This window comes from Microbacterium sp. LMI12-1-1.1 (assembly GCF_040676455.1).
Lineage (GTDB): Bacteria > Actinomycetota > Actinomycetes > Actinomycetales > Microbacteriaceae > Microbacterium.
Genome location: NZ_JBEGIA010000016.1, coordinates 603,838 through 617,624, shown reverse-complemented (window position 1 = coordinate 617,624; position 13,787 = coordinate 603,838). Strand labels below are relative to the sequence as shown.

The window sequence follows — 13,787 nt, the reverse complement described above, 5'->3', positions numbered from 1 at the left end:
GGCAGGCTGGGCGCATGCGAGAAGGAGATGCGATGAAGCAGCGCACGCTGGCGGGACGACAGGTTTCGGCGATCGGCCTCGGTGCGATGCCGTTGTCGATGAACAACGACAAGGTGTATCCGTCGTTCGAGGATGCGGTGGCCACGGTCCACGCCGCGCTCGATGCCGGCGTCACGCTCGTCGACACCGCCGACATCTACGCCCCGGACGGTGAGGAGATGGGGCACAACGAGCGCATCGTCGCCGAGGCGCTGCGCACCTGGGACGGCGACGCCTCGAGCATCTTCGTCGCGACGAAGGGCGGGATCACGCTCGGCGAAGACGGCGCCAAGGGGCGTGACGGGTCGGAGGCGTATCTGCGCTCTGCGGTCGAGAGATCGCTCGAGATCCTCGGCGTCGACCAGATCGAGCTCTACCAGTACCATCGTCCCGACCGCTCGCGCGTGTACGGCGACATCATCGCAAGTCTGAAGGCGTTGCAGGATGACGGCCTCGTCCGCGCCGTCGGAATCTCGAACGCGAGCGTCGAAGAGATCCAGATCGCGATGGACGTGCTCGGGGAGGGCAACCTCGCCAGCGTGCAGAACGAGTTCTCGCCGAAGCACCCGGGAAGCATCGGCGAGCTGCGCTTCTGCGGAGAGAACGGCATCGCGTTCCTGCCGTGGAGTCCGCTCGGCGGCACCGGTGGGGGAGCGCGACGGGTCGGCGATCGGTTCTCGGCGTTCCGCGAGGTGGGCGAGGCGCACGGCGTCAGCCCGCAGCAGGCGGTGCTCGCGTGGGAACTGGCGCTGGGCTCGCACGTCATTCCGATTCCGGGTGCGCGGCGCGCGGCATCCATCATCGACTCGGCTCAGGCGGCGAACGTCGAGCTCAGCGCGGACGAGGTCACCCGGCTGTCGGAGTCGGTGGGGATCTTCGACGACTGAGTCGGCGACGGCTCGTCACCGGGAGTCGAAGCGGGCGATCGGCCTGTTCACGCTTGCGTCGAAGGAGGGCGGCGGCGCAGTGGGCGCGAGGGGCGGGGTGGAGGAGGCGTCTGCTCGGAGCGTTCCGACTCGCTCCCTCCTGGCTCGCTCACCGACCGCGGATCGGCAGTCTGTCGTCTCGCTCGCTCCTCGCTCCGCGACCGCGGCGGTCGAGGTGGTCGAGGCGTTTCCTCCCGCTCGCGGGTGCCCGTCTCGGAACCGACTGCGGATGCCGGGTCAGCGGCTGGGGGAGAAGCCAGCTGCGACGGAACGGTCGCGGCCGGCTGCTTCTTGATCAGCTCCGCCACGGCGATCGGGACGCTTCCGACCGCTGCGGTCACCAGCGCGGTGATCGCGACCGTCTGCGCTGATTCGACACCCAGCGCGTAGGCGAGGACGGACGGGACGATGGCAGTGAGAACCGCGGCCATGGCCAGGGCGAGGAACCTGTTGAACTGGGTGAACAGCCAGAAGCCGAACAGTACGGCCAGCGACATTCCGAGGGGGATCAGCGCCGTACCGAGCAGCATCCAGCCGCTCCACAGGGCGAGGCGTTCCGGTGGCCACTCCGAGAACGCGAGACCACCCAACCACTGCAGGATCAGGAGCGGGACGCAGACCAGAGCACCGCCCAGCGCGAGAAAGAAGACCAGCTGCACGACCAGGGTCCGGACGCTCGAGATGTAGAGCGGGCGTATCTCGACCGTTGGCAGGAAGACCGCTCCCGCGTGGCGCTTCAGCGCAGCGTACGCATCCGTCCCACGCATCTCTTCAGTCGCCTCGTCCATCCGTGCGCGGGCCTCATCGGAGATCAACAGCTCTTCGCTCTGTGTGATGAACTGCTCGTCAGGGTCGAGCACCGTGACGTGACGGAGCATCACGGTCATCTGCGCGAAGGACAGCCCCGACACCATCAAGCCGCCGACCAGCGTCGCCTGCAGGAGGATCAACGGGTCGCCGCGGACGAGTGCATCGGACAGGAGCAGGAACGACAACGAGAAGTACAGCAGCACCGGCACCACCAGCATGTCGCTGAGGGTGCGCCTCTTGAGGCTGATGATGCCGACCAATCCGGACTTCATGGCTGTGGCGAATGTCGTCTCGCCTACCGACGCGCTGCGAATCTGCTCCCACGCGCCGGCCCACCCCTCGTCGCCGTACTTGGCGACATACTGTCGCTTCAGGGCATCGTGAAACATGATCTCGTCGGTGGTGCCGATGGAGCGCATCAGCGCTTCCCCCTCGGCGTCGAACGTGAACTTCAGTCCTCCGATGCACCGCAACAGGAACTTGAACTGCGAAAGCGGCATGAGCTCGAGATCCCTGAAAGCCGGCCGACCGCTCAGCCTCTGCAGAACGCTCGGCCGCCGTAGCACGGGCAGCGAGACCGCGCGCAGGACCTCGATCAGCACGACGGTCGCGACCACGATGATCGCTTCGAGCCAGAAGGGCTTGCCGACACGCCAGGCCGTCGTCACAGCGATGCTCAAGCCGAACTCGCTGGCGAAGATCCAGAAGACGCGGGGCCACGGGGCGAGGAACAGCAGATAGACGATGCCCGCGGCATACGTTGTGACGTTGAGAGCCGTCCAAGGATCGTTCAGCCGGATATCCGGGGGAGTCGCTGACGTCACAGCATCCCCCTCCGTGCCGCGCGTTCCGGCGGTCCACGACTCGGGCAGACACCGCCGAATAGGCGAATGATATGGCGCAATCCGACGGGTTACCAGGGGTGCGTGGGAACGCGGCGTGCCGCTACGAGTCGGAACGCGAGATGTCGGCGAGCCACGCGCGCAGGTGCTCGACGACGAACGCGTGGTCGTCGGCCTGCGGAAGGCCTGAGACGCCGACCGACCCGACGACCCCGACGTCCTCGACCGTGATCGGGAACACGCCGCCGTGCGCCGCGTACAGGGTCGTGTCGAGGCGCGCATCGGTGTCGAAGCTCTTGCCCGCGGCCGCGAAAGCCAGACCGACGCCGAACGACGACCGGCCGTATCGCCGGGCGACACGCGTCTTGCGCTCCAGCCACCCGTCGTTGTCGGCGCTCGAGCCGGGCAGCGCGGTATGGAACACCCGCGCCTCGCCGAGCGTGATGCCGATCACGATCGGCAGCCCCGCCGCAGCGGCCGCGTCGCGCATGCGCGAACCGAGGGTCCAGGCATCCGTCAGATCGAAGCGAGGGAGCACCACCTCGGCCTCCTCTGCTTCCACACGGGCGAGCTGGGCGGCGATGTCGTCGGTCATGGGACGAAGGTAGCGCGAGCACTCGCGGCACGGGCGCGGGCCGGCGTTCGCGCTCAGGTCCGACGAGCTGGGCGCCATCGCGCAGGGACGGGTGCTGCAGGTTCCTGCGCGCGCTGCGTCGCGCGACGCAGCGTTCGCAGGGCGGTGCAGCGCTCGAACGGAACACCCAGCATGCGGTGGTCGAGCGGAGGGTCTCGGGCGATCGCGCATGGCGGCTCGCGCCGCGATTCCTCCCCAGGTCGGGGTTTCGTCGGCAGATTCGAAGTTATCCACAGAAATGCCGCTGATCGGGTGTTTTAGTGTGGTTCCGATGTCGGAACCCCTCGTCAGAATGGGGATATGAACTTCCCGCTCGCCGACCTCAGAGGCGTCGTCGATCTGCTCGGCGACACCCTCGGTCCGGCCGTCGGTGGCGACGCGCAACGAGCCATGTCGCACCGTGAGCTGGTCGATGCGTTGGCTGTCGTCGAACGCCTGGGGCGGATCACGGATGCTGCGCGCCTCGCGCTCGCCGGAGAAGTGGGGCGTCGCGCCGACTCGGAGTTCGGAGACGATGCCATCACGGCGCAGTTCGGGTGCTGGTCGGCCCAGGAACTCGTGGAGCGGACGACGCTGGTCTCGAGCTCGACGGCGCGGGCACGGCTGCGGGATGCGAAGGCGATCACCGGCCGGGTGACGCTGACCGGGCAGACGCGGCCGGCACCCCTCGAGCATGCGCGTGCGGCGCTCGCGGCGGGGCGGCTCAGCGCCGATGCGCTGACCACGATCGTCGACGCACTGCGGCCGCTGCAGGGGCGGTGCTCGGTCGACGAGCTCGAGGCTGCCGAGTTCGAGCTCGTGGGGGCGGCCGTGGGTGATGCCGAGGCGCCGGCGTGCGGCATCCACGAATTGAAGGTCATGGCGACCACGTGGGCATTGTTCCTCGACCCGGATGGCGCGCTCCCCGATGAGGAGTATTCGGAGCGGATGCGGGGGATTCGCGTCAGCCGACGGTCGCGTCGCGGACTGCGCCGGATCTACGGCGACGTCACGGAAGACGTCGCGGCGCAGTTCGACCGGCTCGTGGACGCGCACCTCAACCCGCGCGTGCAGGACCGTGGGCCGCGGTTCGTGGATGCTGAGGCTGAAGGCGCGCCGGACGACTGTGTGCCGGATCCGCGCACCATCGACCAGAAGCGCCACGATGCGTTCGCGTCCATCCTGTCCGCAGCAGCCGGAGCGGCCGAGACTCCCACGCTGGGCGGTGCCGCACCGACTCTGATCATCACGACGACCGAGGAAGACCTGGCCACGCCGAACGGTGTCGCGTTCGTCGAGAGCGCAGCCGGTCCGGTGCCGGTTCCGGCGTCGTTCGCCCGGCACGTCGGCTGCCACGGAACGATCCACCGCGTGACTCTTGCGGCGAACGGCGCGATCAAGGCGCTCCGTGTCGAAGACCGCGTGTTCAACCACTGGCAGCGCAAGGCGATCGGCGCCCGTGACGGCGGCTGTGTCATCCCGGGCTGCACCGTATCCGCGGCGTGGTGCGAAGTGCATCATGTCGTCGACTGGGCGAAGGGCGGTCCGACCTCGGTCGACAACGGCGTGCTGCTGTGCTGGCACCACCACCGCGGCATCGAGACCAGCGGGTGGGAGATCCGCATGATCGACGGCATGCCGCAAGTGCGACCACCGGGCTGGGTCGACCCGCAACGACGATGGCGAGAGCCCAACCGGCTCCTGCTCAACGAATTGAGACGCGCGAGGTCCGCGTAGACCGTCAGCCGAGGGCGTCTGGCCGGCCGCCGGTCGTTGAGCGGAGGGCGCTCTGGCGCCCGAAGACGAAACGCCTTGACTTCTACCGAACGCAGAGGCGTTTCGTCTCGCTCGCTGGCGCTCGCTCGCTCAACGACCGAGGTCGTCGGCCCGCCGCCGGTCGTTGAGCGGAGGGCGCTCGCTCGCTCAACGACCGAGGTCGTCTGGCCCGCCGCCGGTCGTTGAGCGGAGGGCGCTCGCTGGCTCAACGACCGAGGTCGTCTGGCCCGCCGCCGGTCGTTGAGCGGAGGGCGCTCGCTGGCTCAACGACCGAGGGGGTCTGGCCGGCCGCCGGTCGTTGAGCGGAGGGCGCTCTGGCGCCCGAAGACGAAACGCCTTGACTTCTGCGCAACGCCACCTGTGTTGCGACTCGGTCGCTGGCGCTCCCTTGCTCAACCACCTGCGAACTCAGGCGGGCAGCTGCCGCTCGCGCTCCTTCACGCGCTGCGGCGGGACCGGGGGTGCCGGCGCGTCCAGGGCGCGCAGCATCCGCTCGAGAGTCTCGCGCAGCTCATCCCGCGCCGGCGAGGCGAGGTCGGTCGTGTACTCGACGCCGGCCGGGATCCACGAGAGCCCGTACATGGTCTCGCGGAAGTCGCCGCCCCCGACCGGCCACCGCGTGCGCTCGTCATCCTCGGCCGTCGCGCCCTGGCCCCACTGCCCGAAGTAGTCGCGCATCGCCTCCAGCGGCAGCTGCATCACCGCGTCGGCTTCCACCGCTTGGCGCACCCACGACCGCGCCACGAAGATGAACTCCTCGATCTGCTCGGGCGTGAGCGGCTTCGGCTCGAACAGCACGCGCGTGTGCTCGACGCCGGCCAATCGGTCGACGCGGAAGGTGCGCCAATCCGCCTTCTCGAGGTCCCAGCAGAGCAGGTACCAGTGCCGGTCGGCCGGTGCGAGGGCGTGCGGCTCGACGCGACGGTGGGTGACCTCGCCGGATGCCGCCGTATAGGTGAAGCGCACACGCTCGTGGTCCCGGGTGGCGAGGGCGAGCTCGCCGAGGACCTCGCCCGAGACCGCGGCGCCGGCATTGAGGCCCGCCGGCTGCACGGCCTCGGCCAGCGCGGTGACCCGGCGGCGCAGGGGAGCGGGCAGCACCTGCTCGAGCTTCGCGAGTGCGGTGATGGTCGTCTCGGGGCCGCTGACGAGCCGCTGGGATGCCGCGACCCGCAGTCCGATCGCCATGGCCACGGCCTCTTCGTCAGTGAGCAGCAGCGGCGGCACCGCGCTGCCGGCTTCGAGGCGGTAGCCCCCGGCGGCGCCCGGCGACGACTCGATGCGATAGCCGAGGTCGCGCAGCCGTTCGACGTCGCGCCGCACGGTGCGCTCCGTCACGCCCAGGCGATCCGCCAGCTCTGATCCCGGCCAGTGCCGGTGCGTCTGCAGCAGGTTCAGCAGCGAGAGGGCTCGCGTCGTCGTATCGGACATGACTCAAGATTGCCCTACATCGCGGACCGGAACTGTCCGCATTGGTTCCTAGCCTGTGGTCATGGCGAACGAATCGATCATCCACGCGCAGGGGCTCACCAAGCGCTTCACTGTGAAAGGCAAGACCGTCGAGGCCGTCACCGATCTCACGTTCGAGGTGGCGCGCGGCGAGCTCGTCGCGTTCCTCGGACCCAACGGCGCCGGCAAGTCGACGAGCCTGCGCATGCTCACGACCCTCATTCCCCCGACCGCGGGCACGGCGAAGGTCGTCGGCTTCGACATCCTGAAGCAGCCCGCCGACGTCCGCGCGCGCATCGGGTACGTCGGCCAGCTCACGAGCGGCAGCTTCTCGCAGCGCGCTCGCGACGAGCTGCTGAGCCAGGGCGCGTTCTACGGCATGTCGAAGGCCGCGGCGCGCACGCGGGCCGACGAACTCATCGAGTCGCTGGACCTCGCGGGCTTCGCGACGCGGTCGGTGCAGCAGCTGTCGGGCGGGCAGAAGCGCCGGCTCGACATCGCGCTCGGACTGATGCACGCGCCGCCGCTCCTCTTCCTCGACGAGCCGTCGACGGGACTCGACCCGCAGAGCCGCGCCAACCTGTGGCAGCACATCATCGATCTGCGCGCACAGCACGGCACGACGGTCTTCCTCACCACGCACTACCTCGAGGAGGCCGACCGCTACGCCGAACGCGTCATGGTCATGGACCGCGGCCGCGTGATCGCCGATGACACCGCGACGCGGCTCAAGGCCGAGCTCGCGGGCGATGTGCTCACGTTCGGCTTCGCGACGTCGGCGGATGCCGCAGCCGCCGTCGCCGTCGTGCAGGGACTGACCGACCGCGAGGTGCGCCGGACCGCGGGCGAGGCAGCCGCCGACGACGCCGCGCAGACGTTCGTGACCGTCACGGCGCCCGAGGGTGATGCGCTGCTGCCCGCGGCGGTGCGGGCGCTGGATGCTGCGGGTCTCGGGGTCCGCACCGCGACCGGCGTTCCGCCGACGCTCGACGACGTCTTCCTCGCGCTCACCGGCCGCACGCTGCGGGAGGCGGGCGAAGGCGAGGGCGAGGGTGAGGGCGAGCCCGACGCCGCCGCAGCCGCGGAGAAGAGCGCCGACGACGCGGACGCGGCATCCCGAACCACCGAACCGGCGACCGAGAAGACAGGAGCGAACCGATGACCGCCCAGACGCAGACCCGGCCCGACACCGCGGTGCGGGCGAACCCGGCGCGCGACACGTGGAACGTGCTCACGCGCGAACTGAAGCCCGTCGTGCGTGACCCGTTCACGCTGATCTTCAGCCTGGTGCAGCCGCTCGTGTTCCTCGGGCTCTTCGCGCCGCTCCTCGTCGGCTCGTCCGGCCAGCCCGTGGGGGAGACCCTGCAGTGGTTCGTGCCCGGCGTGCTCGTGATGATCGTGCTGTTCGGCACCGGGGCGACCGGCTCGAACCTGCAGTACGAGATGATGACGGGCTCGCACGAGCGCACCCTGGTCGCCCCTCTCGCGCGCTCGTCGCTGCTGGTCGGTCGCGCGCTGAAGGAGATCGCGCCGATCGTCGTGCAGGCGCTCATCATCGTGCTCATCGCATGGCCGTTCGGCTTCACGATCAACGTGCCGGGACTGGTGATCGGGCTCGCCCTGCTCGCGGTGTTCGGCATCGGGCTCGGGGCGCTGTCGTACACGCTGGCGCTGAAGACCAAGGACCGCGAGTGGCTGTTCTGGGGCGTGCAGCAGACCCTGATCTTCCCGCTGCTGATCCTGTCGGGCATGCTGCTGCCGCTCGACGAGGCTCCTGCGTGGATGCGCGCGGTCGCCACCGTGAATCCGATCAACTGGGTCGTGCAGGCCGAACGGGCGCTGTTCGCCGGCGACCTCGGCGACATCACCGTCCTGTGGGGCTGGGTCGCGGCGGTCGTGCTGGCGGTGGTCGGCCTGGCGGTCGGCATCCGGGCGATGCGCAAGAGCAGCTAGGACGGCGGGGACGGATGCCTCGGACCGATGTGGCTGTCGGTCCGGGGCGTTTCGTCTCTGCGTTTCGACTCGCAAGCTCGCTCAACGACCGGGTGAGGCCCGCGGTCGTTGAGCGAAGGGCGCTCTGGCGCCCGAGGACGAAACGCCTCGGATGGACGTGTGCTGTCGGTCCGGGGCGTTTCGACTCGCAAGCTCGCTCAACGACCGGGTGGGCGTGCGGTCGTTGAGCGAAGGGCGCTCTGGCGCCCGGAGACGAAACGCCTCGGATGGACGTGTGCTGTTGGTCCGAGGCGATTCGACTCGCAAGCTCGCTCAACGATCGGGTCTGGCGTGCGGTCGTTGAGCGAAGGGCGCTCTGGCGCCCGAGGACGAAACGCCTCGGATGGACGTGTGCTGTTGGTCCGGGGCGTTTCGACTCGCGAGCTCGCTCAACGACCGGGTGAGGCCTGCGGTCGTTGAGCGGGGGGCTCACAACAGGTGTACAACGTCCTCGGGCGACGGTCAGGGGCGCGGCGAGCGCACACCTAGGATCAGAGGATGACGACGGCGCGACGGCGAGGCATCCTCGCTGCCGTCACGGCCATCGTGCTCCTCGCGATCGGTGGGGGAGTCGCGTTCGTGGTCGGCGATGCGCTCGGCATCCGCACCGAGCCGGCCGCGCAGATGCAGCCCGCAGCGCCGGTGATCGCGGCTGCGACGGATGCTGTGGCCCCGCCCGAGTTCGCTACGTTCGACGTGCCCGATACCGAGCGCGTCACGGTGGCGATCGACGAGCTGCGGGACGCCGTCGCGGATGCCTCCGCGCGTGAGGGCGCGGCATCCCTCACCGTGGAGATGGCCAACGCGGACGCCGACGACGCGGCCGACGGCTACACGCTGGACGGTGACCCCGCGGCGCTGCGCATCAGCGCCGCCACCGAGGCCGGCGCGACACGGGCGATCTACGACCTGGCCGCCCAGGCGCGCGCCGCGCAGCCGCTCACCGACCTGCTGGGTGAGCACCCGGCATCCCGCCTTCCGCTGCGGATGAGCGACCTCGGAGCCGTCGGAGTGATCCCCGACCCGGCCGAGTGGGAGAGCGGCGACGACTACTCGCACGCGTCGAAGGCGTTCGCCGCCGTCGTGCAGCCCGAGTCGCCGTACATCGACCAGACGGCGCTCGCCGCGGCGTACGAGGACTTCGACGGCTTCCTGCGCCACTCGCTCGCCAACGGCATCAACGCCGTCGCCTTCCCCGGATTCGTCGAGTTCGTCACGTTCGACGACGTGCCGGGCGGCGCCGTCTACGCGGAGGGCGACGACCACCGCGACAAGGCCCTGGCGCTTCGAGAGGCGTTCGCACCGTTCTGGGAGCGCGCCGACGAGCTCGGCGTGAAGGTGTTCCTGCGCACCGACATGCTCGCCCTCACCGGACCGCTCGAGCGCTACCTCATCGACCGGTTCGGGTCGCTCGACACCGAGGACCCCGAGTTCTGGGAGGTCTACGCCGCCGGCCTGGACGAGCTGTACGAGGCCGTTCCGGCACTCGACGGCGTGCTGATCCGCATCGGCGAGGCGGGCCCCGTCTACGACGTCGGCGGCTGGGACTACTACTCCGCCCTCGAAGTGACCACGGTCGACGCCGTGCGGACGATGCTCGGGGCTTTCACGGCGCAGGCCGAGGCATCCGATCGCGAAGTCATCTTCCGCACGTGGAGCGTGGGGGTCGGCGCCGTCGGCGACATGCACACGAACGACGCGTCGTACGAGGCCGTGCTCGACGGCATCGACTCGCCCGCGCTCATCGTGTCGACGAAGTACACGCTCGGCGACTTCTACACCTGGCTGCCGCTGAACCACACGCTCGAGCAGGGTGATCAGCGGCGCATCGTGGAGTTCCAGAGCCGCCGCGAGTTCGAGAACTTCGGCGCCTTCCCCAACGACCTCGGCGCGCAGTATCAAGAGGCGCTGCAGCAGCTGCTCGCCGCGAACGACCGTATCGAGGGCGTCTGGGTGTGGACGCAGGACGGCGGTCCCTGGCGTGCCGGGCCCATGTCGCTCTACCTCAAATCGGGCTTCTGGCAGCTGTATGAGCTGAACACCCAGCTGGCCGCCGCGCTCGCGCAGGACTCCGAGACCGATGTCGCCGAGGTGACCGCCGACTGGGCGCGGCAGTGGTTCTCGGACGATCCCGCGACCGTGCAGGCCATCGCCGAGGCCATGACCCTCTCGCGCGACGCCATCGCCCAGGGGATGTACATCCAGCAGTTCGCCGACAAGCGCGTGTTCGCGATCGGGCTCGAGCCGCCGCCCATGATGTGGATCTTCGAGTGGGACATCCTCACCGGCGACTCCGCCGTACTGGACGTGCTCTACGCGATCGTGCGCGACAGCGGGCAGTCGGGCGCCGACGCCGCTTCCGGGGCCTCGAGCGCAGGCATCGATGCGGCGATCGCCGACGGCGCGCAGGCGGTCGCCGCCGTCGAGAAGATGCGCGATCTCGTGACGGGATCCGATGCCGCGACCTGGCACTCCGCCGAGATGCGCGACGCCTTCGTGGGCACCCTCGACTACGAGCTCGACACCCTGCGGCTCCTCGAGGCGTACCGGGCGATGATCCTGCACCAGGGTCAGTGGCACGACACGCTCTCGCCCGAGTCGTACGCCGAGTGGGATGCCGATCGCGCCGCCTACGAGACGCTGGCCGCCACGCATCTCGAGCGCTACGAGGGCGACCTCGACTACCCCGCGTTCAACCTCACGGCGGCGCTACTGGGCGTGGACCGGGCCGAGCGCGACCTCACGATGGCGTGGCTCGCACGCGGCCTGCTGCTGCTCGCGATCGCGTGGGTCGTGATCGGCATGCTCGCCGCGCGCACCCGACTGGTCGCCCGGCCCGGTGCCGCCGCGGCCCGCGCGACCTGGATCGCCTCCACCCGTCCGTGGCGGGCGCGGGAGTCGACGCTCGGCATGCTCGAGCTCGACCGCTGGCTGCTGCTGATCGTGCCTGCCGCGCTGCTCGTGGCCACGCGGGCGGTGCAGACGTCGTTCCTGTCATGGACGCATCTGGTGGTCACCATCGGCGCATGGGCGGTGTTCGCCATCGTCGTGCGGCTGTTCGTCTGGCAGCGGTCGCCGTGGCCGGTCATCGCCGCGGTCGGCGGCGTCGTGATGCTGCGCTGCATCCTCGCCCTGTTCGCCCTGTCGTTCACGGGGCCCGGCGGCTACTGGTTCGCGTTCTGGACCGACCCGGTGCTGCGCACCGTGTACATCACGGTGGCCTTCGCGCTCTTCGTCTGGGTGTTCGTCGCCGCCGGGTGGGCGCTCGCCGCGCAGGTGCGCGCACGCCGCGCCACCGGGTACGTGCTGGCCGCCGTCGGCGCCGGGCTGCTCGTGCCGTCCGCCGCCGTCGGCGTGATCGGTCTCGAGTCGGCGCTCACGCTGTGGAACGACGAGATGGGCCTGCTGCCCTGGGGCCTTGCGCGGATCCTCGGCATCACGACCTACCTCGAGATCCCGGATGCCGCTCCCTGGGCCGCGGCCGGGTTCGCGGCCCTGCTGCTCGTCGTGGGGGTTGTGCTGGCGCTGCCCTGGCGACGTGGGCGAGCGCTCTCCACCCCCTCCTGAAGGAGGGGGTGCGCCGCCGGCCGGTCTCGAGCACCCGTTTCGGAGGAGTATTTTTGAAGGATCCCCCGAAACGATTCGAAGAGGTATTCGTCATGCGCTCACGAAGCACAGCACTCCTGTCCATCGCCGCCGTTTCCGGCCTGCTCCTCGCCGGTTGCGCGTCGACCGCCGAGCCCGAGGCCACGCCCACGTCGGCCGCGTCGTCGGTCGTCGAGTCGTCGGTCACCGAGCCGGCGGCCGCCAACGAGCGCGTCGGCGCGGACGGCAACGAGCTCGAGGTCTGGAGCAGCATCGTCCCGGACGAGAACGCTGCCGCCGTCCTGGACGAGCCGGAAGCCGGCAACCAGTGGGTGACCGTCAACGTCGCCCAGTGGGTCACCGACGAGGGTCTCTCGGACGTCGACGTCGCGCCCGTTCTGCGCTCGACCGAGGACGAGTCCTTCTCGGCCGACGCCGTGTCGCAGCGTTCGGTCGACGTGCCGATGACGCCGGAGAAGTCCTACACGTTCGTGTGGAGCTTCCAGGTGCCCCAGGCGCTCGTCGACGCCGAGACCCTCGTGCTCTGCGTCGGCTCGGGTGACGAGGGCTGCAGCAGCCTGGTCGCCGAGTGATCCCACGGCGCTGACCGCCCGCGGCGGCGCCGGATCCACCGCGTTCGCGCCGTGTGCCTTCGGGTGCACGGCGCGAACGCGTTTCTGCGGGGCCCTGCATGCAGCGCGACTCGTCGAGACGAGTACCTTGTATGCCAATAGTTTGTATGCAAAGCTTTCGCCATGACGACGACTGCCACCCCGCTCGAATCGTCGGTGTGCTTCGCGCTGTACACGTCGATGCAGGCGACCCTGCAGCTCTACCGCGACCTGCTGGAGCCGTGGGGCCTGACGTACCAGCAGCTCATGGTGCTCGCGGTCGTATGGGAGCGCGACGAGGTGTCGCCGGGCGAGCTCGCCGAGGCGCTCTGCCTCGACGCGAGCAGCGTCTCGGGCATCGTCGGCCGGCTCGAGCGCATGGGCTACCTCCAGCGCGAGCACCGTTCCACCGACCGCCGCTCGGTGCGGATCACCGCGACCGCGCACGCGCTCGCCGTGCGGGGCGAGCTGGGCCACATCGAGCGCTGCGTCGCAGAGGCCATGCAGGTCACGCCCGCAGCTGCCGAATCCGTCATCGGCACGCTGCGGTCGCTGCGCACCTCGATGCGCGGCTACGACGCGCGCGCGGCATCCATCGCCTCATGAACGGCAAGGAAGGAAACGCATGACCCTCGAAGAGATCCCCGTCACCACGATCCACGGTGAGAGCACCACCTTCGGCGAGCTCACCGATGGGCGACTCGCCCTCGTCGTGAACGTCGCGTCGCGGTGCGGACTGTCGCCGCAGTACGAGCAGCTCGAGGCGCTGCAGAAGGAGTATGCCGACCGCGGGTTCACGGTGATCGGCTTTCCGAGCAATCAGTTCCTGCAGGAGCTCTCGACCGAAGAGGCCGTCGCGGAGTACTGCTCGACGACGTGGGGAGTCACCTTCCCGATGGCCGAGAAGGTGCGGGTCAACGGCCGCAACGCCCACCCGCTCTACCAGGAGCTGACCGCAACGCCCGACGTCGACGGCAAGAAGGGCCGCATCACGTGGAACTTCGAGAAGTTCCTGGTCAGCCCGTCCGGTGAGGTGAAGCGGTTCGCGCCGCAGACGAAGCCCGACGCTCCCGAGGTCGTCGACGCGATCGAGGCCTGGCTGCCGGGGGAGTAACCTCCCCGGCGCTCCGACAGGTCAACCGGC

Annotated in this window: 11 protein-coding genes; 8 read left to right on the top strand and 3 right to left on the bottom strand. The window is 69.7% G+C overall.

Annotation, left to right across the window (positions count from 1 at the left end):
* Positions 1-32: 32 nt before the first annotated feature.
* Positions 33-926, top strand: coding sequence for an aldo/keto reductase (locus MRBLMI12_RS20830; RefSeq protein ID WP_363358077.1), 894 nt, complete (start codon positions 33-35; stop codon positions 924-926).
* 47 nt (positions 927-973) lie between these two features.
* Here MRBLMI12_RS20830 and MRBLMI12_RS20825 read toward each other — a convergent pair whose 3' ends face one another.
* The gene (locus tag MRBLMI12_RS20825; protein ID WP_363358076.1) at positions 974-2,599 is read right to left on the bottom strand and encodes a hypothetical protein; all 1,626 of its coding nucleotides are present in this window, start codon (positions 2,597-2,599) and stop codon (positions 974-976) included.
* Between the two features lie 121 nt (positions 2,600-2,720).
* On the bottom strand, positions 2,721-3,212 hold the full coding sequence (locus MRBLMI12_RS20820; protein ID WP_363358075.1) for a heme-degrading domain-containing protein: 492 nt from the start codon (positions 3,210-3,212) through the stop codon (positions 2,721-2,723).
* Positions 3,213-3,551: 339 nt separating this feature from the next.
* Between MRBLMI12_RS20820 and MRBLMI12_RS20815 the strand changes: the two genes are divergently transcribed.
* Positions 3,552-4,967, top strand: a complete 1,416-nt coding sequence (locus tag MRBLMI12_RS20815) for an HNH endonuclease signature motif containing protein (protein ID WP_363358074.1) — start codon at positions 3,552-3,554, stop codon at positions 4,965-4,967.
* 447 nt (positions 4,968-5,414) lie between these two features.
* Here MRBLMI12_RS20815 and MRBLMI12_RS20810 read toward each other — a convergent pair whose 3' ends face one another.
* A complete protein-coding gene (locus MRBLMI12_RS20810; RefSeq protein ID WP_363358073.1) occupies positions 5,415-6,437 on the bottom strand; it encodes a helix-turn-helix transcriptional regulator in 1,023 nt (340 codons plus the stop codon).
* Between the two features lie 61 nt (positions 6,438-6,498).
* Here MRBLMI12_RS20810 and MRBLMI12_RS20805 point away from each other — a divergent pair, with 61 nt between their 5' ends.
* The 6 genes from MRBLMI12_RS20805 to MRBLMI12_RS20780 all read left to right on the top strand — a co-directional run bounded on the left by MRBLMI12_RS20805 (position 6,499) and on the right by MRBLMI12_RS20780 (position 13,757).
* Positions 6,499-7,617 (top strand): ATP-binding cassette domain-containing protein, encoded by a 1,119-nt coding sequence (locus MRBLMI12_RS20805; RefSeq protein ID WP_363358072.1) that lies wholly within the window; start codon positions 6,499-6,501, stop codon positions 7,615-7,617.
* The gene (locus MRBLMI12_RS20800; RefSeq protein WP_363358071.1) at positions 7,614-8,408 is read left to right on the top strand and encodes an ABC transporter permease; all 795 of its coding nucleotides are present in this window, start codon (positions 7,614-7,616) and stop codon (positions 8,406-8,408) included. Before MRBLMI12_RS20805 ends, MRBLMI12_RS20800 begins: the two co-directional genes overlap by 4 nt.
* A 537-nt stretch (positions 8,409-8,945) precedes the next feature.
* Positions 8,946-12,014 (top strand): hypothetical protein, encoded by a 3,069-nt coding sequence (locus tag MRBLMI12_RS20795; protein ID WP_363358070.1) that lies wholly within the window; start codon positions 8,946-8,948, stop codon positions 12,012-12,014.
* 92 nt (positions 12,015-12,106) lie between these two features.
* Positions 12,107-12,625 (top strand): hypothetical protein, encoded by a 519-nt coding sequence (locus MRBLMI12_RS20790; protein ID WP_363358069.1) that lies wholly within the window; start codon positions 12,107-12,109, stop codon positions 12,623-12,625.
* Between the two features lie 162 nt (positions 12,626-12,787).
* Positions 12,788-13,249 (top strand): MarR family winged helix-turn-helix transcriptional regulator, encoded by a 462-nt coding sequence (locus tag MRBLMI12_RS20785; RefSeq protein ID WP_363358068.1) that lies wholly within the window; start codon positions 12,788-12,790, stop codon positions 13,247-13,249.
* 19 nt (positions 13,250-13,268) lie between these two features.
* Positions 13,269-13,757 carry a glutathione peroxidase gene (locus MRBLMI12_RS20780; RefSeq protein WP_349426596.1) on the top strand — a complete coding sequence of 163 codons (489 nt, stop codon included), beginning with the start codon at positions 13,269-13,271 and terminating at the stop codon, positions 13,755-13,757.
* The last annotated feature ends 30 nt before the right edge of the window (positions 13,758-13,787 follow it).